This window comes from Microlunatus sagamiharensis (assembly GCF_900105785.1).
Classification (GTDB): domain Bacteria; phylum Actinomycetota; class Actinomycetes; order Propionibacteriales; family Propionibacteriaceae; genus Microlunatus; species Microlunatus sagamiharensis.
In genome coordinates, this window is the sequence record NZ_LT629799.1 from 3,058,017 (window position 1) to 3,083,039 (window position 25,023).

Below are 25,023 nucleotides of genomic sequence, written 5' to 3' on the forward strand. Positions count from 1 at the left end.
TCAGGCCTGGTCCCCGCCCAGCACGGTGCCGCTCGGCACGGTGCTCGGCGAGCCCTCGTCGTCGAGCGTCGCGGCACCGGTGACCCGGACGTCGGCCTCGAAGGTCCAGTCGCCGTGCACGGTAAGGCTGCGGGCCTCGCGCAGGGAGGGCACGCCCGCCGGGAAGCGCGCGTCGAACTTCGAGATGGTCTTGTAGTGCTTGGGGTCGAGGTCGACCAGCGGCGCCGGGTCGGTGACGCGGTCCAGCCGCCCCTCGGGCGTGACGTCGTAGACGTCGGAGCGCAGCAGGGCCAGGTCGTTCGTCGTCTTCACGGGCAGGAAGCGCTCGCGCCCGACGCCGATCGCCGTGGCGCCGGGGAAGACCTCGATCGCGGCGCCCATCGCGCTCTCGACCTGCACGACCTCCGGCGAGGAGGAGTCCGACGGGTCGACGTTCTTCACGTTCTTGATCAGCGGCAGCCCGAGGACGGCGTTGCGCTCCTTGAGCACCGTCGAGACCGCGGCCAGGTCGAACCACAGGTTGTTGCAGTGGAAGAACGGGTGGCGGTGCTCGTCGGTGAAGAAGTGCATCTCGTCGGGCGCGGTCTGCGCCGTGTCGCGCAGGATCAGCTGCCCGTCGGACTTCCGGACCGCGAGGTGGCCGCCCTTGCGGTCCGCGGGCGTGCGCCGGCACACCTCGGCCGCGTACGGCGCGCCGGTCGCGGCGAACCACCCCGCGATGCGGGCGTCGGGCGCGGCGCCGAGGTTGTCGGAGTTCGAGACCGAGGCGTAGCGGTAGCCCTGCTCGATCAGCCGGTCGAGGACGCCGGAGCCCTCGAGGGTCGTGTAGAGGTCGCCGTGCCCGGGCGGGCACCACTCCAGGGCCGGATCGGCCGGCCACTCCACCGGGGTCAGGTCCTCGGTGAGGAGCTTGGGCTCCTGGTTCTGCTGGAAGTCGAGGTCGAGGCCGTCGACCGGGAGGTCGGTGTGGCGCGCCAGCGCGGCGAGGGTGTCCTCGCGCGTGCGGAAGCTGTCCATGAACAGCAGCGGGAGCCGGGCGCCGTACGTGGCACGCGCCGCCTGCACCTGCTCGACGATGAGGTCGAGGAACGTCTGGTCCCCGCGCACGGGCAGCAGCGACTTGGCCTTCTCCATGCCCATCGACGTGCCGAGACCGCCGTTGAGCTTGATGATCGCGGTCCGCCCGAGCGCCTCGGCGGCCTGCTCGTCGCTGACCTCGACGTCGACCAGCATCGGCGGGTCGGTCAGCGGCTCGATGCTGTCCTCGGCGATGAGGCCGGTGACGCCCTCCTCCAGCTGGTGGTAGTAGTGCGCGAAGACCTCGATCGCCTGGGGCTGCACCCCCGCGTCGGCCATCTTCGTGCGGGCGGCTTCCAGACCTGCTGCGCTCATGGGTCGATCGTAGGGACGATCCGCCCCGCCCGCGGAACCGCTACTTGGCCTCGGGCGTGATCGCGACCAGCAGGGCGACCGCCGCGGCGGCCACCTGCTCCTGGACCGCGCCGAGGTCGGCGGTCGCCGTGCCGTCGTGGGGCTGGAGGCCGTAGTCGGCGAAGCTCGCGTGCGCGGCGCCGGAGATCACGACGTAGGTGGTCTCGGCCGGCAGGTTCGCCTTGGAGCGCTCGATGTCGGCGGGCGTGGCGAGCCCGTCCTGGCCACCGGAGACCGACGTGACGCGCAGGTCGGTGCGCTCGAGCCGGCTCGCGGGGTAGGAGGCGAGCAGGAGCAGCCCCTGCACGCGCTGGTCGTCCTCGGCGAAGGACGCGGCGACGGTCCCGCCGAGCGAGTGCCCGCCGACAGCCCAGTGGGTGATCTCCGGGTGGTTGGCCAGGATGGTCCCTGCGTGGCCGCCGTCGAAGATCGAGAAGCCGAAGGGCTCCTTGAGCACCACGACGAGGTAGCCGGCCTCGGCCACCCGGCGCAGCTCCGGGGCGTACGAGCGCGGGTCGACCCGGGCGCCGGGCAGGAAGACCAGGCCGGTCGTGGGCCGCACCGTGGCGCCCTTGGCGTCCTCCATGCTCGGCACGAGCTCGTACCAGGTCACCCGGTCGACGACGCGGACGCCGTTCTCGCTGCGCATCGCGGCGAGCGCCGACGGCTGGGCGGCGAAGGGCCTCGAGTAGCCGAGGAGCACGACCGACAGCACGGCGAGCACGAGCAGCGGCACGGCCAGCAGGACCCGCACCTTGGCACGGCGCTCGAGCTGCGCCGGAGTGCGGCGCACGGGGTGCTCGTCGTCGCCCTCGCGGTCCTGCCGGTCGCCCATCACGAGCGTGGCCACCGCCCAGGCCATCGCGACGAAGCCCAGCAGCCCGGTGGCCAGCCCGAGGACGACGGCGGCCGGGTGACCGTTCAGGAGCACGCCGCCGCGCGTCCAGCCGATCCACGCGGTCACGACGACCATCGCGGCGCCGACCACGAGCCAGATCAGGGCCAGCACGGTGCGGCTGAGAGCACCGGGTTGCCGCATGGCGACGAGGGTACGGCGCGACCCCGATGAGTGTTCCGCGACGCGCGGGTCAGGATGGTCGTGCCGAGCGCCCGGCCGGCCGCGAGCAGAGGAGCACCGCCATGCCTTCCCGTCTCAACCCCTACCTGAACTTCCGCGGCCAGGCCCGCGAGGCCCTGGACTTCTACCGGTCGGTCTTCGGAGGCGAGTACACCGTCACGACGTTCGGCGAGTTCGGCGAGACCCCGCCCGGCGTCGAGGGCGACCAGGTCATGCACGGCCAGCTCGAGACGTCGATGGGGTTCACGCTGATGATCTCCGACGTGCCGTCCTCGATGGACCTCACCCCCGGCGACAACATCACGGTGAGCCTCAGCGGCGACGACGTCGACGCGCTGCGCGGCTACTGGGAGCGGCTCTCCGAGGGCGGAACGGTGACCTTCCCCCTCGAGAAGCAGATGTGGGGCGACGAGTACGGGCAGTGCCAGGACCGGTTCGGCATCCCCTGGATGGTCAACATCGCCGGCAGCTGACCCGCCACGTCCCACGGCGTCCAGGATGCGGTTCGACGACCGCCCCGTCCGCCGGGTCGAGGCCCGGGAGCCGGTGCCCGACGACGAGTGGCCGGCCACCGTCCCCGCCGTCGCCCAGGTGCTGCGCGACGGCCTCGACCTGCCGGCCGGGGTGACCTTCCTGGTCGGGGAGAACGGCGCGGGCAAGTCCACGCTCGTGGAGGGCCTGGCCGGTGCGTTCGGCCTGGGCGTCGAGGGTGGCGAGCGCGGCTCGCTGCACGCGACGTACGCCTCCGAGTCGGGACTGGCCGACACGCTGCGCCTCGTGCGCGGCGGCGGTGCCCAGCGCAACGGGTTCTTCCTGCGCGCCGAGACGATGCACGGCTTCTTCACCTACCTGGCCACCGAGGCCGCGGTCGGTCGCTACCACGAGATGAGCCACGGGGAGTCGTTCCTGTCGGCGGTCGAGTGGTACCTCCGCAGGCCCGGCTTCTACTGCCTCGACGAGCCGGAGGCGGCCCTGTCCTTCTCCTCGACGCTCGTGCTGCTCGGCCGCCTGCACGAGCTGGCGCGGACGCCTGGCGCGCAGGTCGTGTGCGCGACCCACTCCCCCGTGCTCGCGGCGCTGCCCGGCGCGACCATCCTCGAGCTGGGCGAGTGGGGCGTGCGCGAGACGACGTGGGACGACCTCGTCCTCGTCGCGAACTGGCGCTCCTACCTGACCGACCCGCGGCACTACCTGCGCCACGTCCTCGACGACTGACGCGCCGAACCGATCTCCTCGACCGGCGCCGGCGTCGTCGGACGACTCAGAGGTGCGTGAGCACCACCGCGAGCACCGCGGCGACGGCCACGAGCGCGAACGCCAGCAGGACGACGTTGATGCGGGCCGCCTGGTCGAACAGCGCGTCCACGGCGGCGCTCTCCTCCGCGGTCGGGGCGCCGGTCGGCTGCGCGAGCGCGAAGGGCGCGGCGACGGCCGGGACGACGGACGCGGCGGCCTCCGGCTCGACGGTCGGGGTGAGCTTGATCGTCCCGCTCAGGGCCTCGGCCTGGCGCTGCTGCGCCGCGGCGTGGTGGCCGGGGGTCCAGCCCGGCGCGCCGACGGTCAGCGCCGCGTCACGGACGAGCGGCGACGCGTCGCCGGCGAGGGCGGACTGCCGGGTCAGGACCTGTGCACCGTCGAGCGCGGAGGGGGTGGGGACGAGGCCTGCACTACGGGGGGACATGCGACTCCCTGGTTCACGGGCTGCGGACAGCCGTTGCGATCAAGCTCTTTCCCCGAGTGCTTCACGCAGGGCACAAGCGTCGGTCCGGCCGCACCCCGGCGGGGGCGATTTCGCACTGTTCCCAGGAAATTCTTGGGAAGGGGTTGACAATCGCTCGATCGTTGTGCTTTCCGCCTCGGAAGTGGTCCTGGGAGGCGATAACACGCCGAGGCGGGACACCGCCCGGAGCAGCGGGAGCCGCGAGGGCGACGGGGCGCCCCCAGCAGGATTCGAACCTGCGACACGAGGTTTAGGAAACCTCTGCTCTATCCCCTGAGCTATGGGGGCCGGCGACCCAGGCTAGTGGCAAGCGGCGTGCCGCGCCTCCGGGTCCGCCCCTCCGGGCCGCGCGCTCCGGCGGCGCCCGCCGCTGCGAGCATGAGGCCCATGGCCCGACCGATCGTGGTGGACGTCGACACCGGCACCGACGACGCGCTCGCCCTGCTCTACGCCGTGGGCTGCACCGACCTCGACCTGCGCGCGGTGACCTGCGTGGCCGGCAACGCCGGTCTGGAGCAGGTCGTCGAGAACACCCTGCGGGTGCTGGAGGCGGCGGGTGCGGGAGACGTCCCCGTCGCCGCCGGCGCGACGAAGCCCCTGATCGAGCGCATGCGGCCCGAGGGGCAGTTCCACGGGGCGGACGGGCTCGCGGGCGTGGAGCTCGCGCCGACGAGCCGTACGGTCGCCGACCAGCCCGCCACCGAGCTGCTGCACGCCGCCATCACGGGGGCGTCCGAACCGGTGACGCTCGTCAGCCTCGCGCCGATGACGAACGTCGCGATGCTGCTCACGCTGCACCCCGACGTCGCCGACCACCTCGAGCGGCTGGTCTTCATGGGCGGCTCCGCGTCGGTGGGCAACGTGACCGCGCTCGCCGAGTTCAACGTCTGGCAGGACCCCGAGGCGGCGACCTGCGTCGTCGAGTCGGGCCTGCCCGTGACGATGTACGGGCTCGACGTCTTCAACCGCCTGGTGATCGAGCAGGAGGTGGCGGACCGCTGGACCCGCTCCGACCACCCGGCGGTCCGGGCGGCCGGGGAGCTGCTGCACCGTCGTGGCACGCGGGCCGCGGGCTTCGAGCAGGACTACGTCGGCGTCCTCGGCGACGCCGGTGCCCTGCTGGTGCTGACGCACCCCGAGCTGTTCACCACCGAGCACCTGCCCGTCCGCGTGAACCTCGAGGGGCTCGGCCGCGGTCAGACGATCGTCGACCGGAGGCCGCACGCGCAGGACCAGCAGGCCCTCGACCGCGACCCGTGGCCGGTGCTGGAGGTCGCCCTCGACGCCGACCTGGCGGCCGCCGCACAGGCCTTCGTCGACGTGGTCGACGCCCTCGAGCGGTAGCCGCTCACCGCGCGACGGCGGCAGGACGCACGAGGACCCGCGCCGGGATGATTCCCGGGCGGGTCCTCCGTGTCTACTGCGGCTCGTTCCGAGCCGGGTCTCACTCGTGCGAGTGGCCCTCGTGCTTGTCCTTGAGCTCGGCGACCTGCTTGTGCACCTCGGCCATGTCGAGGCCCTTGACCGCGTCCACGACCTGCTTCAGCGCCGGGCCCGGCAGCGCGCCGGCCTGGTTGAAGACGAGGACGCCCTCGCGGAAGGCCATCAGCGTCGGGATTCCCTCGATGCCGAGCGAGCCCGAGAGCTGCTGGTTGGCGTCGGTGTCGAGCTTGGCGAAGACGATGTCGCCGTTCTCCTCCGACTCCTTCTCGAAGATCGGGCCGAAACGCTTGCACGGGCCGCACCAGTCGGCCCAGAAGTCGACCAGCACGATGTCGTTGTCGCTGATCGTCTTCTCGAAGTTGTCGGAGTTGATCTCGACCGTCGCCATGCTTCCTGCTCCTCCACGTCGCGTGGTCCGTCCGACGTACGTCGCGGACCTGCACACCAGAACCACACGCCGGCCGGGGCTATTCCGGGCCCCGCCGGAGGTCCGGCTACCTGAGGGCGACGATCCTGCGGACCGGGATCGCGATCTCCACGCCACCCTCGCGCTCGGCCGCCTCCGAGAGGTGGTCGACGGCGGCCGCGACGCGCGCCGGCGACGTGTGCGGCAGGTAGAGCGAGGAGACGAGCAGCCAGGCGTCGTCGGAGGTGCCGACCGTGAACCGGTAGCGCTCGCGCTTGTCCTCCACGACCTGGAGGCCGTGCTCGGCGAGGCCTCGGCGGAAGCCGGCGAGCTCCACCGGTCCGGGGAAGCGCGGGCCGCCGCGCAGGGTCGTGCTGAGTCGTCCGAGCCGGCGCAGGTCGCTCGGCGCGAGCGGCCTGAGGGCGGGGGCGATCGCGGCGAGCACACCACCGGGCCGCAGCACCCGGGCGACCTCGGCCAGGACCTCCCCGAGCGGCTGCACGACGACCAGCCCGAGCGCGCTCGTCACCACGTCCACCGAGGCGTCGCGGAACGGGAGCGTCCTCGCGTCCGCGCGGACCAGCGGTCCGGCCCCACGGCGCGCGGCCAGGCGCAGCTCGTCGGCGGAGAGGTCGAGGCCGACGACCGTACGGCCGGGCCGCGCGAGCTCGCGGGCGACCGGGCCCGAGCCCGACGCCAGGTCGACGACGGTCGTCGCGTCCTCGGAGACGGCCCGGGCGAGCCAGCGGTAGGGCGACTGCCCGGCCCGCGACGCACGCGACAGCACGTCCTCCACCACGCCCGGGCGCTCGGCGTGGAAGCGGGCGAGGTACGCGGGCCAGTCGACCTCGCGACCAGGCACTAGGCCGTGTCCCTCGACCGGTGCTCGTGGCGAGCGGCGTCGAGGTGCGGTGGCGGCACGGCGGAGGAGGAGTCAGCGACCGGACGTCCCTGCGACGACGACGCAGCGGACGCCGTGCGTCGGCGCCGCGCAGCCGAGCAGCGGGCGAGGGGCACGGCCTGTCAGACCCGGGTGACGAAGAGGTGGGTCGACGCCTCGCGGTCGATCTCGCAGCCGGGGTGGCCCTCGGCGTTGAGCCGGACGCCCAGGCCGCCGGCTTCGGCCTCGACCTCCGCGCCCGGGCGGATGCCGGCGACGCGCAGGGTGCCCATCATCTCGACGTCCTTCTGGATCTCCTCGCTCATCCGCTCGATCACGACCCGCACCGGCGCACCGCGCACGGCGTCGGCCAGCTGCTCGTTGCCGTCGCGGAAGCGCCCGGACGTCTCGAGCACGCCGAGCTCGTCGAGCCCGGGGATCGGGTTGCCGTACGGCGACACCTGGGGCTGGCCGAGCAGGTCGACGAGCTTGCGCTCCACGTCCTCGGAGATGACGTGCTCCCAGCGGCAGGCCTCGTCGTGGACGAGCTCCCAGTCCAGGCCGATCACGTCGATGAGCAGGCGCTCGGCGAGGCGGTGCTTGCGCATCACGCGGATCGCCCGGGAGCGGCCCTCGTCGCTCAGCTCCAGGTGGCGGTCGCCCTGCACGCGGACGAGGTTGTCGCGCTCCATGCGGGCGACCGTCTGGGACACCGTCGGACCACTCTGGTGGAGGCGCTCGGCGATGCGCGCGCGGAGGGGGACGATGCCCTCCTCCTCCAGCTCGTAGATCGTCCGGAGATACATCTCCGTGGTGTCGATCAGGTCACTCACGTTCAGCCCTCCGTGGTCGGCCCGCGGGTCCTCCGGAGCAGGACTGCCCCTCTCGCGCACGCGACCCGGGGGCAAGACTAGTGGACGTGCCCGACCCCCACCCGCCGGCGATCTGGTGGCTGCGCCGCGACCTGCGCCTCGCCGACAACCCGGCCCTCCTCGCCGCCCTGGCGGAGGGGCCGGTCCTGCCCCTGTTCGTCAGCGACCCCGTCCTGCGCCAGGGCGCCGGGCGCGCCCGGGCGACGTGGCTCGCCGCCGCGCTCGTCGACCTCGACGGCGAGCTCCGCGAGGCCGGCGGACCGGGACTGAGCGTGGTCGAGGGCCGCCCCGAGGACGTGGTCCGGCGGGTCGCCGCCGAGGTCGGCGCGGGCACCGTGCACGTCAGCGCGGACTTCGGGCCGTACGGGCGCCGGCGTGACACCCGGGTGGCCGAGGCCCTCGCGGCGGACGGGCGCAGCCTGCGGGCGACTGGGTCGCCGTACGCGGTCGCCCCCGGGACGTTGCTCAACCAGTACGGCACGCCCTTCCAGGTGTTCTCGCCCTTCCACCGCGCGTGGTCCGCCCGTGGCGTCCACGGCCCCGCGGAGCCGGTCGACCCCACGGCCGTCACCTGGGTGGCGAGCGAGCAGCGGGTGCCGCTCGAGGACGCCGACGCCGACCTGCTGCCCTTCGTGGGCGAGCGGCACGCCCGCGCCGCCTGGCAGGCGTGGCTCGACCGCGAGGCGGAGGGGCCGGCCGGCTACAAGCGCCTCCACGACCTGCCCGCGCCCGACGCCACCGCCCACGTCTCCAAGGCCCTGCGCTGGGGGCACCTGCACCCCCGCACGCTCCTGGCCGACCTGGCCGGGCTCGACGGCGAGGGGCCGGCCGCCTTCGCCCGCCAGGTCGTCTGGCGCGACTTCTACGCCGACGTGCTGTGGAACCGGCCCGACGCCATCCGCAGCCCCGTCCAGCCGAGGTTCCGCGACTTCGAGCGCGACGACCCGGCCACGTCCGGCGTCGCGGCCGCGCGGCTCGACGCCTGGCAGCAGGGCCGCACGGGCTACCCGCTCGTCGACGCCGGGATGCGCCAGCTGCTCGCCGAGTGCTGGATGCACAACCGCGTACGGCTCGTGGTCGGGTCGTTCCTGGTCAAGGACCTGCACCTGCCGTGGGAGGACGGGGCGGCGTGGTTCATGGAGCACCTGCACGACGGCGACGTGGCCAGCAACCAGCTCAACTGGCAGTGGGTCGCCGGGTGCGGCAACGACCCCTCACCCTTCTACCGGGTCTTCAACCCCACCCTGCAGTCGACGAAGTTCGACCCCGACGGCGCCTACATCCGCCGCTGGGTGCCCGAGCTGGCCGGCGTCAGCGGCAAGCACGTCCACGAGCCGTGGCTCGCCCCCGAGGGCCTGCCACCCGGCTACCCGGCCCCGGTCGTCGACCACAAGGCCGAACGCCTCGAGGCCCTCGAGCGCTACCAGCAGGTCCGCGGCTGAGCGCCTCGCGCGCCCACCTCCCGGTCCGCTCGGGGTTGGCCGCGGAATGCGCTGGAGAAAGTCGTTGACCCCCTTGAAGAGCCGACCTAACGTGGTGGGTACACGGGAAGGAGGTGGTCCGATAAATGAGTGACATACGGACGAGTGAGGTGGCGGCGGCCTAGCCGTTCGACCAGGACGCGGCGTGATCCGCCCGGTCGAGAGGCCGGCTAATCCACAGCCAACACCCGAACCCGCGAGTGCCGGACCGTCCATCCGGCCGACCGCACAGCTCCACCGGAGCCCGGTTGACAAGCTCGCGGGTTTGTCCATGTTTGATGTCCTTCGCTTCGCTCCGGACGCGGATCGGGCTCCAACCCGGTGCCTTCCTCCCTTCGTCGGAAGCCCGCGGGCAACGCCTCCGGTCATGACCGCGCCGCGGAGGCTTCCTCCTCCGGTCGTCCAGGCACCGGCGCCCGATCCGGCGCATCCCGGGCTTCAGGCGCTCCTGCCGCAGCGCGTCCTCGTCTAGTCGGGGTCCTCGTCCTTGTCTCGCTCAGTCGGTAGCACCGGGGCCAGCGCTCTCACGGTCTCCAGCAGGTCGGCCTCGTCGGCCGACTTGTCCTGCCGGTAGCGGAGGACCCTGGCGAAGCGGAGGGCGACGCCGCCCGGGTAGCGGGTGGAGACCTGCAGGCCGTCGATCGCGATCTCGACCACCGTCGTCGGCTCGACGTGCACGACGTGGCGCGTCCGGCTCGTCTCCAGGCCCAGGAAGTGCTCGGTCTGCCAGCGGAGCGTCTCGTCGGTCAGGCCCTTGAACGTCTTGCCGAGCATGACGAAGCCGCGCTCGGGGTCGCGGGCCGCGAGGTGCAGGTTCGACAACCAGCCCTGACGCCGCCCGCTCCCCCACTCCACCGCGACGACGACGAGGTCGAAGGTGTGGCGGGGCTTGAGCTTGACCCAGGCCGAGTCGCGCCGGCCGGCGGCGTACGGGGCGTCGAGCCGCTTGACCACGACCCCCTCGTAGCCCTGCCCGACCCACTCGCCGAACACCCGCTCGACCGTGGCCACGTCGTCGGCGACCACGCGCGGCACCACCTGGTGCGCGGGCAGCAGCGCCTCCATCGCGGCCACCCGTTCGTGCAGGGGAGCGTCGAGGTAGTCGTGCTCGTCGACGCGCAGCACGTCGAAGAAGAAGGGCCGCAGCGGCAGCCGGCGCTGCGCCGACTCGACGTCGGAGCTGCTCATCGTCCGCGAGGCGACGGCCTGGAACACCTCGGGCCGACCGTCCTCGCGCAGGGCGAGCACCTCGCCGTCGAGCACCACCCGCGCGTGCGGCAGCGCACGGACGGCGGCGACCACCTCGGGCAGCCGGGCGGTGATGTCGTCCAGGCTGCGCGTGTAGACGCGCACCTCGTCGCCGTCGCGGTGGACCTGCACCCGGATGCCGTCGAGCTTGGCGTCGACCAGGGCCGGCAGGCCCGTCCGCGCGACGGCGGCGACCGGGTCGGGCTCGCTCGCCGCCAGCATCGGCTGCACCGCGGTCCCCACCTCCAGCCCGACCGCCTCCAGCGCCGCCAGGCCCCCGGTGTGGAGCAGGGCCGCTGCGGCCACCGTCGAGGAGCGCAGCATCGCCGCACGCCGCACGGCGGCGAGCGGGACCCCGTACGTCGTCGCGAGCGCGTCCTGGACCGCCGCCTCCGACGCCCCCTGCCGCAGCTCGCCGAAGACCAGCCCGCGCAGGAAGGGCTGCTCGGCGGCGGTCGCCCGCCCGAACAGCTCGGCCACCGCGTCGGCCCGCGCCGCCACCGAACCCGCACCCGCCAGCCCGGCGATGCGCCCGAACGTCGCGTCGACCTCGGCCACGGTGAGCGACGCGTCGGCGGCGGGTGGCGGCAGCCGCACGAGCGAGCGGGCCCCGACCCCCGTACGCCGTTGCCGCAGCGACCCGATGAGGTAGGCGACGACGGTCTCGAGCTCGTCGTCGGGGCCCACGTCGGCCAGGACGCCCGCGATCAGCTCGCGCTTGGCGATCCGGCTCCGCGTCGCGGCGAGCGCGGACCAGGTCTCGGCCAGGCGCTGGAGCAGCATGGACCGATCATGCCGTCAGGCCCTGACGGTTCCCGCCGGACGGCCGTCGGGACGCCGGAGCCGCAGCACCAGCACGGCGCTCGCGACGAGCGCCGCAGCCAGCGCGACGCCCGACGCGGCCTCGAGCGGCAGCAGGGTGACGCGGGCCAGGTAGGTCCAGTAGGTGCTCAGCGTCGCGACCTGCATGAGGACGGCCACCGCGACGAAGCGCCGGTCGACGAAGGCCGCGAGCACGGCCAGCACCTCGCCGAGGAAGAAGTAGCGCTCGTGCATCTCGGGCAGGAGCAGGGGGACGACGAGGCTCAGGGTCGCGGCGACGAGCAGCACCTCCCCGGGCACCAGCCGGCGGCGCCGGGCCACGAGCCAGACCGCGAAGGCGAGGGCGACGGCCGCCGCGACCCCGAGGCCGACCCACTTCCAGGTGGTGGCGGCGTCACCCGGGAGCCAGGCGTACCAGGTCGGGGCGTTGTCGGTGAAGCTGTGCGCCGTCACGGTCGCCCCGCGGCCGCCACCTCCCCCGCCGAACCCGCCGCCGCCCGGGGCGCGCCCACCGAACCCGCCCCCGCCGACGCCTCCCCCGCCGAAGCCGCCGGTGGGCCGGCCGGCGCCGCCGCCCGCCGTGCCGGAGCCGTCCGTCACCTGCGCCGGGTAGACCGACAGCTGGCTGGCGAAGCCGCGGCCCGCGAACCAGGCGGGCAGCAGCGCGGCGAAGAACGTCACCGGGACGAGGACCAGGCCCCGCAGCCGCCGACGGTCCACGACGAGGAGCACGAGCAGCGCGGGCAGGAGGAAGACCGCCTGGAGCTTGAAGGCGAACGCCAGCCCGAAGGCCGCGCAGGCCAGCGCGGTCCGCCGCCGGAGGAGGAAGAAGAGGCTGCCGAGGCAGAGCGAGGCGTAGACGGAGTCGCACTGGGCCCACCAGGCGCTGTTCAGGACGACGGTCGGCAGCAGGAAGGTCAGCCCGGCGGCGACCACCGGCGACCAGCGCGAGCCGGGCCGGACGCAGCGGACGATCCCGTACGCGAACGCGGCGAGCACCACGTCGAAGACGATCGAGATCGCCTTGATCCCGACCAGCGGGTCGACGGGCAGGTGGGTCAGCGCCGCGAGCAGCACGAGGTAGGGGGTGTTGTAGTTCGAGAACGCGTCGGCGAGCCCGCCGAACCCGCCCGCGTCGAGCAGGTGCTCGTACCAGGGCAGCAGGAACGCCCGGTAGTCCCCCGACTGCTCCGACAGCATCGGCACCCGCACCGCGAGCCCGACCACGAGAAGCGCCGCGAGGACGACGGGGACCGTCCACCGGCGGCGCGGGCCCTGGAGGTCGGCGCCGGCGGGAGGCGTGCGCGGAGCCGCCTCGACGGGGATCGGGGTCGTCGTCACGGCAGGCCCTTCGTACGTGGTCGCCGACCGGACGGCCGGGCGACGACCACCCTCACGGGCGGGGCTGTGGGCGGGCTTTGACCACCGTGTGGTTCCCCCGTCGGACGCGACCGGGGCCTGCGAGCATCGGGGGATGAGCGCGGACGACAAGCCCGGGGTGCTGCTGGACGTCGACGGCACCCTCCTCGACACCAACTACCTGCACGCGCTGGCGTGGTGGCAGGCGTTCCGGGACGCGGGCGTGGCCGGCGTGACCATGGCCGACACCCACCAGGCCGTCGGCATCGCCAGCGCCGGCCTGGTCGACCGGCTCGCCCACGAGGCCGACGAGCGGACCAAGCGCAAGGTGACCAAGCGCCACACCAAGCGCTACGCCAGGCTCCAGGGCGAGGTCGTCTCCTTCGCCGGTGCCGACCACCTGGTGCGCCGGTGCCAGGAGGCGGGCTTCCGGGTCGTCCTGGCCACCAGCGGTCCCCGGAGCGACCTCGACTGGATGCTGCCGGCCATCGGCGTCGGCGAGGGCGTGCTCGCCGGGACGACGACGTCCGACGACGTCGCCGAGGGCAAGCCCGCGCCCGACCTGATGACGACGGCCATCCAGCAGCACGGCCTCGACCCCGCGCGGACCGTCGCCATCGGCGACACGGTGTGGGACGTGCAGGCCGCCCACGCGGCCGGCGTACGCCTGATCGGGCTCACCTGCGGGGGCATCCCCCGCTGCGAGCTCAGCGGCGCCGGGGCGGACGAGATCTTCGACGGACCCGCCGACCTCGTCGACCGCTGGGACGAGTCCATCCTGTCCCGGCTGGCCTGACCTACTCCCGCACGTCCGCCGGGCCCGCGACGAGCGGCAGCCCGGCCGCCAGCCAGCCCTCGACCCCGTCGACGACGTCGGTGGCGTCGACCCCGAGGCCGCGCAGCGAGCGGGCAGCGAGGGAGCTGCTGAAGCCCTGACGGCACACGACCACGACCTGCGGGCGCGCGCCCGCCTCGGGGATCCGTACGGGGCTCGTCGGGTCGAGGCGCCACTCGAGCACGGTGCGGTCGATGACCAGCGCCCCGGGCAGCTCCCCGGTCCGCGCCCGCTGCGCGGCCGTCCGGGTGTCGACGAGGAGCGCGCCGCGGGCCACGGCATCACGGGCCTCGAGGGCGGTGAGGCGCGTCCAGCCCTGCCGGGCCCGGTCGAGCAGCAGGTCGATCGCGGCGGGCGGCGTGGGCACCGGCCGATCATGCACGAACGGCGCCCACCCCGAGGGGTGGACGCCGTTCACGTGGTCGTACGGGCCTTCGTCAGGCCTTCTGCTCGCCCTCGGTCGAGGTCTCGGCCGAGGCCGCCTCCTCGGCGTTGACGTCGTCGCTCGGCTGCTCCTGGGCGGAGGTGGCCTCGTCGCGCTCGTTGGTCTCGGTCACGAGCTCCTCGGCGGGAGTCTCCTCGACCGGGGCCTCCGGGGCGACCTGCTCGTCGGCACCGCCGGCCGCCGGAGCCGCCGCCTTCCGGGCGCCACCACGCTCGGCCGACTTGCGCGCGGCCGGCGCCGGGGCGGCGACCTTGGCGCGGTTCTTGCGGCCGTCCTCGACCGTCTCGGTGAGGATCTCGACCTGCGCCATGGGGGCGTTGTCGCCCTTGCGCGGCCCGACCTTCGTGATGCGGAGGTAGCCGCCGTCACGGTCGGTCAGGGTCGGCGCGATCTCGGTGAAGAGCACGTGCACCACGCCCTTGTCGCGGACGGTCGTCAGCACCTGGCGGCGGGCGTGGATGTCACCGCGCTTCGCCTTGGTGATGAGCTTCTCCGCGAGCGGGCGGAGACGCTTGGCCTTGGCCTCGGTCGTCACGATCTTGCCGTGCTCGAACAGCTGCGTCGCGAGGTTGGCGAGGATGATCCGCTCGTGCGACGGGCTGCCGCCGAGGCGGGCGCCCTTGGTCGGTGTGGGCATGGTGTCCGTTCTCCAGTGTCAGGTGCTTGCTCTGCCTACCCGTGCCCGACCGCCGGGGCGGGCGGGCACGGGGTGCGGGATCAGTACTGCTCGGTCTCGCTGTAGTCGGCCTCGTCGGCCTCGTCGTCGTAGCGGATGGCGCTCAGCGGGTCGAAGCCGGGAGCGCTGTCCTTGAGCGACAGACCCATCTCGTGCAGCTTCAGCTTGACCTCGTCGATGGACTTGGAGCCGAAGTTGCGGATGTCGAGCAGGTCCTGCTCGCTGCGCGAGACGAGCTCGGACACCGTGTGGATGCCCTCGCGCTTGAGGCAGTTGTAGGACCGGACGGTGAGGTTCAGGTCCTCGACCGGCAGGGCCAGGTCGGCGGCCAGCTGCTCGTCGATCGGCGAGGGGCCGATCTCGATGCCCTCGGCCTCGACGTTCAGCTCGCGCGCCAGGCCGAAGAGCTCGGTCAGCGTGCGACCGGCCGACGCGACGGCGTCGCGCGGGCGGATGGCCGGCTTGGTCTCGACGTCCAGGATCAGACGGTCGAAGTCGGTGCGCTGCTCGACGCGGGTGGCCTCGACCTTGTAGGTGACCTTGAGGACCGGGGAGTAGATCGAGTCGACCGGGATGCGGCCGATCTCGGCGTCGATGGACTTGTTCTGCACCGCGGAGACGTAGCCGCGGCCGCGCTCGACCACGAGCTCCATGTCCAGGCGACCGGAGTCGTTGAGCGTGGCGATGTGCAGCTCGGGGTTGTGCACCTCGACACCGGCCGGCGGCGCGATGTCCGCGGCGGTGACCTCACCGGCACCCGACTTGCGCAGGTACATGGTGACGGGCTCGTCCTCCTCGGAGGAGACGACGAGCGCCTTGAGGTTGAGGATGATCTCGGTGATGTCCTCGACCACGCCCTCGATCGTGGAGAACTCGTGGAGGTTGCCCTCGACCTTGATGCTCGTCACGGCCGCGCCCGGGATGGACGACAGCAGCGTGCGGCGCAGGGAGTTGCCGAGGGTGTAGCCGAAACCGGGCTCGAGCGGCTCGATGGCGAACCGCGAGCGGTTCTCGGAGACGGTCTCCTCGGACAGCGTGGGGCGCTGGGCGATCAGCATGGTGCTCTTCCTTCCCCGCACCCCCGTTATTTGACGGTGCGGAACCGGACCCGCATCTGGCGGTCCGGGTGGTGCTCCGTGGCCGGGGCCACTGACGCCCGGACCCGTCGATCGCTCGACGGGCCCGGGGTACGACGGTGAGGACTACTTGGAGTAGAGCTCGACGATCAGCTGCTCCTGGACGTCGATCGCGATCTGCGCACGGCTCGGGAGCTGGTGCACGAAGATGCGGCCGCGCTCGGGGAGCACCTGCAGCCAGGCCGGGACCTCGCGCTCGCCGTGGGTCTCGCGGTTGATGACGTGGGGCGTCTGCTCCAGCGCCTTCGGGGCGAGGTCCACGATGTCGTGCTGGCTCACGCGGTACGACGGGATGTCGACCTTGTGGCCGTTCACGAGGAAGTGGCCGTGCACGACGAACTGGCGGGCCTGCCGACGCGTGCGGGCGAGCCCGGCGCGGTAGACCACGTTGTCGAGGCGGGACTCCAGGATCTGCAGCAGGTTGTCACCCGTCTTGCCCTGGACCCGGTTCGCCTCCTCGTAGTAGAGGCGGAACTGCTTCTCGAGGACGCCGTAGGAGAAACGGGCCTTCTGCTTCTCGCGCATCTGCAGGAGGTACTCGGACTCCTTGATGCGGCCCTTGCCGTGGGCACCGGGCGGGTAGGGGCGCTTCTCGAACGAGCTGTCGCCGCCGACCAGGTCAACACCCAGGCGACGCGACTTCTTGGTCATGGGACCGGTGTAACGAGCCATGTCTGTTCAGCTTTCCTTTCTGGGTGTGAGGGTCAGACCCGGCGCCGCTTGGGAGGGCGGCAGCCGTTGTGCGGGATGGGGGTGACGTCGGCGATCGCGCCGACCTCGAGGCCGACGGCCCCGAGCGAGCGGATCGCGGTCTCGCGGCCCGACCCCGGGCCCTTGACGAAGACGTCGATGCGCTTCATGCCGTGCTCCATGGCGCGGCGGCCGGCGGCCTCGGCGGCCATCTGAGCGGCGTACGGGGTCGACTTGCGCGACCCCTTGAAGCCGACGGTGCCGGCAGAGGCCCAGGCGATGACCGCACCCGTGGGGTCGGTGATCGAGATGACGGTGTTGTTGAACGTGCTCTTGATGTGGGCCTGGCCCGACACCACGTTCTTCTTTTCCTTCTTCCGCACCTTCGTGGCGCGGGTGTTGCGGCCTGCGGTAGCCATCTGTGCTCTGTTCTCCTGGATCTAGGCGCGGGACCCGCGGGGGGTCAGCGCGCCTTCTTCTTGCCGGCGACGGGCTTGCGCGCACCCTTGCGGCCACGGGCGTTCGTCCGGGTGCGCTGACCACGGACGGGCAGACCGGCGCGGTGGCGACGGCCCTGGTAGGAGCCGATCTCGACCTTGCGGCGGATGTCGGCGGCCACCTCGCGACGGAGGTCACCCTCGGTCTGGTAGTGCGCTTCGATCCAGTCACGCAGGGCGACGAGCTGCTCGTCGTTCAGCTGGTGGACACGGGTGTCCCCGCTGATCCCGGTGTTCTCCAGGGTCTCCAGCGCACGGGTGTGACCGACGCCGAAGATGTAGGTGAGGGCGACCTCGAGGCGCTTGTCGCGCGGGAGGTCAACCCCGATCAGGCGAGCCATCAGGCTTACGACCTTTCGTGTGTCGGCGCGCGCCTGTCGGGGCGCTGCGCCGCGGAGGTGTCTGGCGTGACGCGTCCCCGGCTGCCTTGTGGTGGTCCCGGTCTCCGGTCCCACCGCCTGGGCCCCGGCCTCCGACCGGGGGTGTCCCCCGGGCCTCGCGGTCCGGGGGTTGCGATCACACTTTTCTGGGTGCTGCTGTGGTGCTGGTGCTGCTTGTCGTGCTGCTCTGCTCGTGCGCCGGGGCGGGCCCCGGGTCTTTCAGGTGAGGGGTGCGATCAGCCCTGGCGCTGCTTGTGGCGCGGGTTCTCGCAGATCACCATCACGTTGCCGTGACGACGGATCACCTTGCACTTGTCGCAGATCGGCTTGACGCTCGGCTGGACCTTCATCGAGCTTCCTTCTTCGTGCTTCGTTGCCGGACGGGGCGGCCCGTCCGACGGCTGGTGGTGTGCTCAGCTGCCGGCCCGTCGCGAGACGGGCCCGGGGATCACTTGTGCCGGTAGACGATGCGTCCGCGGGTCAGGTCGTACGCCGAGAGCTCGACGACGACGCGGTCGGCCGGGAGGATGCGGATGTAGTGCTGCCGCATCTTGCCACTGATCGTGGCGAGGACCTTGTGACCGTTGGCCAGCTCCACGCGGAACATCGCGTTCGGCAGGGCCTCGACCACGGTGCCCTCCAGCTCGAGCGCGCCTTCTTTCTTCGCCATGACTCCCAATCAACCTGATCGCATGATGCATCGTGTCACCGGCAGGTGACCGACAGGCAATGTTACGTCAGCGCGTCGCGGCCCCCAAATCGTGCGCGGGTGGCGTACAAGGCGCGGGGCGGGAGCGCTGTGGTCGTGCCAACGCCGGGGCCGTGGGCGCCATTCCCCCTGGTGCCCGGTCCCCCGACCGTCGACGCCGGTGCCGCGCAGCTCCGGGGCGCGAGCGCCCGGCTAGCGCCCGACCAGCGAACGGGCGAAGAAGAGCAGGTTGGCCGGGCGCTCGGCGAGGCGGCGCATGAAGTAGCCGTACCACTCGTCGCCGTAGGGGGTGTAGACGCGCACCGTGTGGCCGTCGGCGGCCAGGCGGCGCTGCTCGTCGTCGCGGATGCCGTAGAGCATCTGGAACTCGTAGCCGTCCTTGCCCTTGCCGGTCCGCTCCGCGAGCGCGTGGGCGGTGTCGATCATCGCCGGGTCGTGCGAGGCGACCATCGGGTAGCCCTCACCGGCGAAGAGGACCTCCAGGCAGCGCTGGTAGGAGGCGTCGACCTCCTCGCCGCGCTGGAAGGCGACGTCGGCGGGCTCGGCGTACGCGCCCTTGCAGAGCCGGATCCGCGAACCCGGGCCCGACAGCGCGCGGCAGTCGTCCTCGGTGCGCCGCAGGTAGGCCTGGAGCACGGTCGCCAGCGTCGGGTGGTCGACCCGCAGCTCGCGCACGATCGCCAGCGTGGAGTCGGTCGTCGTGTGGTCCTCGGCGTCGACGTTCACCCAGGCGCCGACCGCCTCGGCCGCGGCGCAGATCCGTCGGGCGTTGGCCAGGGCGATGTCGTGGCCGTCCTGGGGCAGGAACTGCCCGAGCGCGGACAGCTTGAGCGACACCTCGAGCGCGGGCACCGGGAGCCCGGCGGGCACCTCGAGGCGGCCGAAGTCCGCGAGCAGGTCGAGGTAGGCCTGGACGGTCGCCTCCGCCTGGGCGGGGTCGGAGGTGTCCTCGCCGAGGTGGTCGATGCTGATCGCGCGGCCCGAGGCGAGGATCTCGCGGGTCGCGGAGACGACCGCGTCCTGCGCCTCCCCGGGCACGTAGCGCCGGACCATGGAGCGGGTCACCGGCAGCGCCGTGACGGCGCGCTTGAGCCCCGACGAGCGGCCGGCGGCGAGCAGCAGGGGACGCAGCGGGTTGGAGACCGCCGGCAGCCGCTCGCGCAGCTTGGAGAGAGCGCCGCTCGAGGGGTTGAGCCCGGCGCGGGGCGTCGTGGAGGTCGTCACGTCAGGACTCCTGTCCCTGGTGCGGGTAGCGGGGGCTGCGCGGCGGGACGAGGGTCTCCTTCATCGACCGGGCCGACGTCCAGCGCAGCAGGTTCTGCGGGGAGCCGGCCTTGTCGTTGGTGCCGGAGGCCCGGCCCCCGCCGAAGGGCTGCTGGCCGACGACGGCGCCGGTCGGCTTGTCGTTGACGTAGAAGTTGCCGGCGGCGAAGCGCAGGTCCGCGCTCGCCTGGGCGACCGCCGCGCGGTCGTCGGCGATCACCGCACCGGTGAGGGCGTACGGCGTGCCCTGGTCGATCACCTTCATGACGTCGGAGAAGGCCGTCGGCCCGTCCTCGTAGACGTGCACCGACAGGATCGGGCCGAAGTACTCGTCGCAGAAGGCCGCGTCGGTCGGGTCGTCTCCGAGGAGCACGGTCGGCTCCACGAAGTAGCCCTCGGAGTCGTCGGTGCCGCCGCCGGCCGCGACCGTGACGCCGCTGGTGGCCCGGGCGCGGTCGATGGCCGCCTTGTTCTTGTCGTACGCGCGCTGGTCGATGACCGCGCCGCCGAAGTTCGACAGGTCGGTCACGTCGCCGTAGCGCAGCCCGCGGACCTGCTCGAGGAAGTCCTCACCCATCCGCGACCACACCGAGCGCGGCACGAAGGCGCGCGAGGCGGCCGAGCACTTCTGGCCCTGGTAGTCGAAGGCCCCGCGGATCAGCGCGGTGGTGAGGACCTCGGGGTCGGCCGAGGCGTGCGCGAGGACGAAGTCCTTGCCGCCGGTCTCGCCGACGAGGCGCGGGTAGGAGGCGTAGCGCTCGATGTTCGTCCCGACCTCGCGCCACAGGTGCTGGAAGGTCCGGGTGCTGCCGGTGAAGTGGATGCCCGCGAGGCGCGGGTCGGCGAGGGCGACCTCGGAGACGACCGGGCCGTCGCCCAGTACCAGGTTGATGACGCCGGCCGGCAGGCCCGCGGCCTCGAGCAGCTGCATCGTCAGGTACGCCGACAGCGCCTGGGTCGGCGACGGCTTCCAGACCACGACGTTGCCCATCAGCGCCGGGGCCGTCGGGAGGTTGCCGGCGATGGCGGTGAAGTTGAAGGGGGTGATCGCGTAGACGAAGCCCTCGAGCGGGCGGTGGTCGGTGCGGTTCCAGACCCCAGGGCCCGACATCGGCTGCTCGGCGAGGATCTGGCGGGCGAAGCCGACGTTGAAGCGCCAGAAGTCGATGAGCTCGCAGGGGGTGTCGATCTCGGCCTGGTAGGCCGTCTTCGACTGGCCCAGCATGGTCGCGGCGGCCAGCGTCGCGCGCCACGGGCCGGACAGGAGGTCGGCCGCGCGGAGGAAGACCGCGGCGCGGTCGTCGAAGGACAGGGCCTGCCAGCCGGGGGCCGCGGCCTGCGACGCCTCGATGGCCGCGGCGACGTCGGCGTGCGTGCTGCTGGCGTAGCGGCCGACGACTGCGCTGTGGCGGTGCGGCTGCACGACCTCGTACGCGTCGCCCGACGCCGGCTTGTGCTCACCGCCCACGACCTGGCTGATCTCGGTGACCTGGCCGCCCAGCCGGTCGAGCTCGGCGGTCAGCCGGGTCCGTTCCGGGCTGCCCGGTGCGTAGTCGCGCACCGGCTCGTTGGTCGGGGCCGGCACCTGCGTGATCGCGTCCACGTCGCTCCTCGGTCGCTCGACGACGCCGGTCGCGCCACTCGCTCCCGGCACTGCCCATCCCATCGTCCACCGCGGCAGAAGTCACGCGACAGCGGTCGCAGGTCCTGGGTCGGGGTTCGACAGGTGTCGAAGTCCCGCGAGCCGGTCAGGCGTCGAGGTAGACCCGCCGGGCGTTGTCGCGCCCGACCATCGTCGCGACGCGGGCCGCGTCGCCCGCCGACCACTCCCCCTGCTCGACCCAGCCGCCGAGCACGCTCACCACGGCGTTGCGCCACAGCCGTGCCCCGAGGTGGTGCAGCTCGGCGGGCCCGGCGGCGTCGGAGGAGTAGAGCACCTTGTGGAAGGGGGCCAGCTCCAGCGAGCGGGCGACGGCCCCCACGCCGCGCGCGCCCAGGAAGTGGGTGGTCAGCCCGACGTCGAGGTGCACCTCCTCGAAGGCCTGGGCCAGGTAGCCGGCGGCCCGCTCGTAGGGGTAGCAGTGCAGCAGCATGACCGGCACGCCACGGACCTCGTCGCGGCGCAGCAGGCCGGTCAGCAGCAGCGGGTCGACGGCGGCGAGGTCGAGGTCCCGGTCGCCGAAACCCACGTGCAGCTGCAGGGGCCGGCGGGTGCGCAGCGCGGCGTACAGGCCGGCCACGAGGAGCACGGGGTCGTCGAGCCGCGGGGCGCGGCCGTCCACGACGCCGGCGTGCCAGCGCCGGGCCGCCTCGGCGACGGCGCGCGGAGCGGGCGGGGCGAGGTCGACCGCGAACCCGCAGCGGTAGGCGATGACCGACTTGAACCCCACCGAAGTCCGGGCGGCCTCCTCGACCCGGGCGCCGAACGCCTCGGCCCAGGAGCTGGGGTCGTCCAGGGTCGGCAGCAGCTGCTCGGCCAGGGTCTCGAGGCGCACGACCTCGTGGCCCGTGCCGCCGCCGAGCGCCGCCAGCCCGTCGGGGCTCGTGAGCCCGGTGCTCCAGCCCGTGTCGACGAACCACGCGTCGACGTTCGTGGGCCGCAGCAGCCTCCTGGCCACCTCCTCCTCGCCGAGCTCGGCGCGACGGGCGACGTACGCCTCGGGCGCGACGTGCGGCTCGAGGTCCAGCAGCGGCGCGCACCAGCGCCGCACGGCGAAGCCGAGCTGGGTGTCCCAGGCCGTGCGGGGGTCCGCCAGCGGCGCGGTGTCGGCCTCGTTGAGGGCGTTGGCGAGCCGTACGGGGTCGGCGTCGGCCGTCCAGGTCCCGTGGACGTGGTGGTCGACCAGGCCGAGCCGCTCGACGTGCTCGCGCAGCGCCGCGGTGGCGCCGCTCGCGCTCGCGTCCGCGCTCACGCCGACCACGCCAGCCGGAGCCGCCGGGCGACCTCGTCGAGCTCGACGTCGGCGAAGGTCTCGCGCTCGAGCCGGCGCACGGCGACGGTCGCGTCGACGACCGCGTCGCCGAGCAGGCGGCGGACCCGCTCGGAGCGGTCGAGGGTGTCCACGACCGCCGCGAGGTCCGTGGGGAGGATCTCGAGCCCCGCGGCCGCACGGTCGGCCTCGGCGACCACGCTCGGGTCGTCCACGACCTCGGGCGGGAGCTCCGTGCCCTGCTCGATCCCGTCGAGCGCGAGCGCCAGCAGCGCGGCCGAGGCGAGGTAGACGCAGGAGGACGGGTCGACGACCTTCACCTCGACGTTCGCCCCGTGCGGGTTGCCCGTCCCGGCGGCGAGGTAGCGGACCGCGGCCTCCCGGTTCTCGGTGCCCCAGCACCGGAAGGCCCCGGACCAGCCGCCCGGCGCGAGCCGGGTCCCGGACAGCACCGAGCCGCCCAGCAGCGCCTGGACCTCGGGCAGCCCGTCGACGAGCGCGCCCAGCGCCGCCGCGCCGTCGCCGGTGAGCCCGCGCGGCCCGTCGCCGCCGGAGAAGAGCGGGACCCCGTCGCGGGTGAGCGAGAGGTGCTGGTGGGCCCCGCTGCCCACCGTGCCGGGGAACGGGGCGGGCGAGAAGGACGCGCGCACGCCGTGGCGCCGCGCGACCTGGCCGATGACCACCCGGGCGAGCACCACGCCGTCGGCGGCGCGGACCGGGTCCGCGGGCGGCAGGGACAGCTCCAGCTGCTGACGGCCGTACTCGGCGTGGACCTGCTCGAGCGGGATGCCGGCGCGCGCGCAGGAGGACATGAGGTCGTCGACGAACCCGGCGTGGTCGAGCAGCCCGGTGGCGCCGTACGGCACCCACGAGCCGGTCTCGAGCGCCGAGCCGTCCGGGGCCACGAGGACCAGCTCCAGCTCGTGGCCGACGAGCGCCTGCAGCCCGGCCGCGGCGAGCCGGTCGGTCACCGAGCGGAGCGTGGTGCGGGGGCAGCCGGACACCGGTCCGCCGTCCTGCGTCACGAGGTCGAGCGGCCCCCAGGCCAGCCCGTCGCCCAGGTCGGCGAGCCCGTCCGTGTCCAGCCGGAGGCGCCGGTCACCGACCGCGCTGATGGCGTCGGTGAAGGCGATGGCGCCGTCGACGGTGAAGACGTCCCAGACCGGGGCCGCCCCCAGGCCGTGGCGGGCGAAGGCGTCGACCCGCCCCAGCGGCACGGCCTTGGCCAGCAGCAGCCCCGACGCGTTGACCATCGTCCCGAGCACGCGCCGGACACCGGCCGCCTCGAGTTCGCTCCCGATCATGGCCGCAGCCTAGGGCTGGCCCGTGACGGGCGCGTGTCAGGCCGTGGCCGGGCCGAACCCGCGCTCGCGGTAGAGGTCGACGCTCTCGCGGAGCGCGCGCAGGATGTACGGCGGGAAGGGCATGCCCTGGCGGTGCGCCCACAGCAGCCGCTGCTCCACGCGGCCGATCTCGCGGGCGTACCCCTCGAGGTCGGTGTCGATGCCGAGGTCCTCGGCGACGCGACCCATGGCCGCCTTGTGGTCGGCGCGGCCGTTGGTGCCGACCAGGCCGTAGCTGCGCTCGCGCAGCACCCGGGCGAGGAAGAGCTGCCACGGCTTGAGCACGCCGTCGTTGACCATGGCCGACGCCGACATGTTGTAGAAGGCGAAGTGGCCCGGCTCCTGCTGCTTGATGGGGTTGACGATGGTCTCGGCGATCGCCGTCTCCCCCATCTCCTTGAGCCCGGCGCTGATCTGGTTGTACGCGAGCACGGCCTGACGCTCGGTGCTCGCACCGGTCAGGAAGTACATCAGCTTGGCGACCTCCTGGATCGGCTTGAGGTTCGCCAGCGCACCCAAGATCTTGATCTTGAAGGAGACGTCCATGTGGGGCGAGGCCGGCTCGCGCCCGAGGTCCTGCTGGAGCCGGTCGAGGATCAGCCCGTGCTGGATCTCCTGCGGCTGCCAGACGTCGGAGTAGAAGGTCTTGTTGGTGTCGTCGACGTCGGGCAGGAGCACGAGCAGCTCCAGCACGTTGCGGTCGACCTCGAGCTCGACGCGGGCCAGGTAGTCGATCGTGTGGCCGAAGCGGGCCTTGACCGCCTCGGCGTCGTGGATCGTGCGGTCGACGGAGTCGAGCGGGATCGGCGGGTGCTTCTCGCCGAGCCGCTGCACGTGCTCCGCGATCTTCGCGTGCGAGTCCTGCCTGGCCACGGCGGAATCTTAGTGGCGAAAGGAGCTCAGGTGGGCACGATAGAACAGTGGTGTGCGCCACTCTTAGGTTTGCCTAACCAAACGCGGCGTCCGCACCGGCCGTCGACCGCCGTCCGACGGCTCAGCCCAGGCCGACGAGCACCAGGAAGAGGACGGCGATCACGACCAGCACGCCCGCGACGGCCACGACCACGCCCAGCGAGACGCGGCGCACGTCGCGGGCCTCCGACAGCTGCCCGGGCTCCCCGCCGCTCGGCGCCACCATGGCGGGGCTGTCGTAGGTCGTCGCCGGCAGCAGCCCGTCGACGACGGGGACCAGCTGGCCGAGGGTGCTCGCGCCGAACAGCGTGTCCAGCCGGGCCTGGTAGTCGTCGGCGCTCAGGCGGCCGTCGGTGTACGCCGCGTTGAGCCGGGCGTTGAGCTGCTCGCGCTCGGAGTCGGTCACGGGCGCGTCGGGCCGGCTGCGGTAGGGCGAGGAGATCGGCAGCTCGGACACGCTCTCCAGG

At 73.1% G+C, this 25,023-nt stretch carries 27 protein-coding genes and 1 tRNA gene; 5 read left to right on the top strand and 23 right to left on the bottom strand.

Features of this window, described 5'->3' with window-relative positions; translation table 11 throughout:
* Both BLU42_RS14040 and BLU42_RS14045 read right to left on the bottom strand, forming a co-directional pair.
* Positions 1-1,392 carry a UTP--glucose-1-phosphate uridylyltransferase gene (locus tag BLU42_RS14040; protein WP_091075447.1) on the bottom strand — a complete coding sequence of 464 codons (1,392 nt, stop codon included), beginning with the start codon at positions 1,390-1,392 and terminating at the stop codon, positions 1-3.
* A 40-nt stretch (positions 1,393-1,432) separates the two neighbouring features.
* Entirely contained in the window at positions 1,433-2,470 is a 1,038-nt protein-coding gene (locus BLU42_RS14045) for an alpha/beta hydrolase (protein WP_091075451.1), read from the bottom strand.
* A 101-nt stretch (positions 2,471-2,571) separates the two neighbouring features.
* On the opposite strand from BLU42_RS14045, the gene BLU42_RS14050 reads away from it, so the two are divergent.
* Positions 2,572-2,982, top strand: a complete 411-nt coding sequence (locus BLU42_RS14050; protein WP_091075456.1) for a VOC family protein — start codon at positions 2,572-2,574, stop codon at positions 2,980-2,982.
* 25 nt (positions 2,983-3,007) lie between these two features.
* Complete coding sequence (locus tag BLU42_RS14055; protein WP_091075459.1) at positions 3,008-3,724, top strand: AAA family ATPase; 717 nt, start codon at positions 3,008-3,010, stop codon at positions 3,722-3,724.
* Between the two features lie 46 nt (positions 3,725-3,770).
* Here the strand turns inward: BLU42_RS14055 and BLU42_RS14060 are convergent, their stop codons facing one another.
* Positions 3,771-4,190, bottom strand: a complete 420-nt coding sequence (locus tag BLU42_RS14060; RefSeq protein WP_091075463.1) for a hypothetical protein — start codon at positions 4,188-4,190, stop codon at positions 3,771-3,773.
* Between the two features lie 254 nt (positions 4,191-4,444).
* Positions 4,445-4,517: transfer RNA gene (locus tag BLU42_RS14065), tRNA-Arg, on the bottom strand.
* Between the two features lie 99 nt (positions 4,518-4,616).
* Between BLU42_RS14065 and BLU42_RS14070 the strand changes: the two genes are divergently transcribed.
* Positions 4,617-5,573 carry a nucleoside hydrolase gene (locus tag BLU42_RS14070; RefSeq protein ID WP_157719978.1) on the top strand — a complete coding sequence of 319 codons (957 nt, stop codon included), beginning with the start codon at positions 4,617-4,619 and terminating at the stop codon, positions 5,571-5,573.
* A 100-nt stretch (positions 5,574-5,673) separates the two neighbouring features.
* Here BLU42_RS14070 and trxA read toward each other — a convergent pair whose 3' ends face one another.
* From trxA to BLU42_RS14085, 3 genes are all read right to left on the bottom strand, one after another.
* Positions 5,674-6,060, bottom strand: a complete 387-nt coding sequence (trxA, locus tag BLU42_RS14075; protein ID WP_091075470.1) for a thioredoxin — start codon at positions 6,058-6,060, stop codon at positions 5,674-5,676.
* 106 nt (positions 6,061-6,166) lie between these two features.
* The gene (locus tag BLU42_RS14080) at positions 6,167-6,940 is read right to left on the bottom strand and encodes a class I SAM-dependent methyltransferase (RefSeq protein WP_091075473.1); all 774 of its coding nucleotides are present in this window, start codon (positions 6,938-6,940) and stop codon (positions 6,167-6,169) included.
* A gap of 161 nt (positions 6,941-7,101) precedes the next feature.
* Positions 7,102-7,791: a metal-dependent transcriptional regulator gene (locus BLU42_RS14085; protein ID WP_091075477.1), complete on the bottom strand. Its 690-nt coding sequence runs from the start codon at positions 7,789-7,791 to the stop codon at positions 7,102-7,104.
* Positions 7,792-7,877: 86 nt separating this feature from the next.
* Between BLU42_RS14085 and BLU42_RS14090 the strand changes: the two genes are divergently transcribed.
* Positions 7,878-9,272, top strand: coding sequence for a cryptochrome/photolyase family protein (locus BLU42_RS14090; protein WP_197680444.1), 1,395 nt, complete (start codon positions 7,878-7,880; stop codon positions 9,270-9,272).
* A gap of 507 nt (positions 9,273-9,779) precedes the next feature.
* Here the strand turns inward: BLU42_RS14090 and BLU42_RS14095 are convergent.
* A complete protein-coding gene (locus tag BLU42_RS14095; protein WP_091075481.1) occupies positions 9,780-11,342 on the bottom strand; it encodes an ATP-dependent DNA ligase in 1,563 nt (520 codons plus the stop codon).
* A gap of 15 nt (positions 11,343-11,357) precedes the next feature.
* Positions 11,358-12,722 (bottom strand): glycosyltransferase 87 family protein, encoded by a 1,365-nt coding sequence (locus BLU42_RS21150; RefSeq protein WP_091075485.1) that lies wholly within the window; start codon positions 12,720-12,722, stop codon positions 11,358-11,360.
* Positions 12,723-12,855: 133 nt separating this feature from the next.
* Here BLU42_RS21150 and BLU42_RS14105 point away from each other — a divergent pair, with 133 nt between their 5' ends.
* On the top strand, positions 12,856-13,536 hold the full coding sequence (locus BLU42_RS14105; RefSeq protein ID WP_091075488.1) for an HAD family hydrolase: 681 nt from the start codon (positions 12,856-12,858) through the stop codon (positions 13,534-13,536).
* 1 nt (position 13,537) lies between these two features.
* Here BLU42_RS14105 and BLU42_RS14110 read toward each other — a convergent pair whose 3' ends face one another.
* The 14 genes from BLU42_RS14110 to BLU42_RS14175 form a co-directional block, all read right to left on the bottom strand.
* The gene (locus BLU42_RS14110; RefSeq protein ID WP_172825797.1) at positions 13,538-13,942 is read right to left on the bottom strand and encodes a rhodanese-like domain-containing protein; all 405 of its coding nucleotides are present in this window, start codon (positions 13,940-13,942) and stop codon (positions 13,538-13,540) included.
* 70 nt (positions 13,943-14,012) lie between these two features.
* Positions 14,013-14,657, bottom strand: coding sequence for a 50S ribosomal protein L17 (rplQ, locus tag BLU42_RS14115; protein ID WP_091075492.1), 645 nt, complete (start codon positions 14,655-14,657; stop codon positions 14,013-14,015).
* 80 nt (positions 14,658-14,737) lie between these two features.
* Entirely contained in the window at positions 14,738-15,754 is a 1,017-nt protein-coding gene (locus tag BLU42_RS14120; RefSeq protein WP_091075495.1) for a DNA-directed RNA polymerase subunit alpha, read from the bottom strand.
* Between the two features lie 144 nt (positions 15,755-15,898).
* Positions 15,899-16,504: a 30S ribosomal protein S4 gene (gene rpsD, locus BLU42_RS14125; protein WP_091075499.1), complete on the bottom strand. Its 606-nt coding sequence runs from the start codon at positions 16,502-16,504 to the stop codon at positions 15,899-15,901.
* Between the two features lie 32 nt (positions 16,505-16,536).
* Positions 16,537-16,941, bottom strand: a complete 405-nt coding sequence (rpsK, locus tag BLU42_RS14130) for a 30S ribosomal protein S11 (RefSeq protein WP_091075503.1) — start codon at positions 16,939-16,941, stop codon at positions 16,537-16,539.
* A gap of 44 nt (positions 16,942-16,985) precedes the next feature.
* On the bottom strand, positions 16,986-17,360 hold the full coding sequence (gene rpsM, locus BLU42_RS14135) for a 30S ribosomal protein S13 (protein WP_091075506.1): 375 nt from the start codon (positions 17,358-17,360) through the stop codon (positions 16,986-16,988).
* A 275-nt stretch (positions 17,361-17,635) separates the two neighbouring features.
* Positions 17,636-17,749 (bottom strand): 50S ribosomal protein L36, encoded by a 114-nt coding sequence (gene rpmJ / locus BLU42_RS14140; protein ID WP_091075509.1) that lies wholly within the window; start codon positions 17,747-17,749, stop codon positions 17,636-17,638.
* A gap of 98 nt (positions 17,750-17,847) precedes the next feature.
* Positions 17,848-18,069: a translation initiation factor IF-1 gene (infA, locus tag BLU42_RS14145; RefSeq protein WP_091075514.1), complete on the bottom strand. Its 222-nt coding sequence runs from the start codon at positions 18,067-18,069 to the stop codon at positions 17,848-17,850.
* 231 nt (positions 18,070-18,300) lie between these two features.
* The gene (locus BLU42_RS14150; protein WP_331715240.1) at positions 18,301-19,332 is read right to left on the bottom strand and encodes a proline dehydrogenase family protein; all 1,032 of its coding nucleotides are present in this window, start codon (positions 19,330-19,332) and stop codon (positions 18,301-18,303) included.
* A gap of 1 nt (position 19,333) precedes the next feature.
* A complete protein-coding gene (gene pruA, locus BLU42_RS14155) occupies positions 19,334-20,974 on the bottom strand; it encodes an L-glutamate gamma-semialdehyde dehydrogenase (protein ID WP_091075518.1) in 1,641 nt (546 codons plus the stop codon).
* A 145-nt stretch (positions 20,975-21,119) separates the two neighbouring features.
* Positions 21,120-22,283: an amidohydrolase family protein gene (locus tag BLU42_RS14160; RefSeq protein ID WP_091080560.1), complete on the bottom strand. Its 1,164-nt coding sequence runs from the start codon at positions 22,281-22,283 to the stop codon at positions 21,120-21,122.
* Positions 22,280-23,605: a type I glutamate--ammonia ligase gene (locus BLU42_RS14165; protein ID WP_091075523.1), complete on the bottom strand. Its 1,326-nt coding sequence runs from the start codon at positions 23,603-23,605 to the stop codon at positions 22,280-22,282. The genes BLU42_RS14160 and BLU42_RS14165 overlap by 4 nt, the downstream gene beginning before the upstream one ends.
* Before the next feature lie 36 nt (positions 23,606-23,641).
* Positions 23,642-24,517 (bottom strand): GTP-binding protein LepA, encoded by an 876-nt coding sequence (locus BLU42_RS14170; protein WP_091075526.1) that lies wholly within the window; start codon positions 24,515-24,517, stop codon positions 23,642-23,644.
* 121 nt (positions 24,518-24,638) lie between these two features.
* On the bottom strand, positions 24,639-25,013 hold the full coding sequence (locus tag BLU42_RS14175) for a DUF1707 SHOCT-like domain-containing protein (protein ID WP_157719979.1): 375 nt from the start codon (positions 25,011-25,013) through the stop codon (positions 24,639-24,641).
* Positions 25,014-25,023 lie beyond the last annotated feature (10 nt).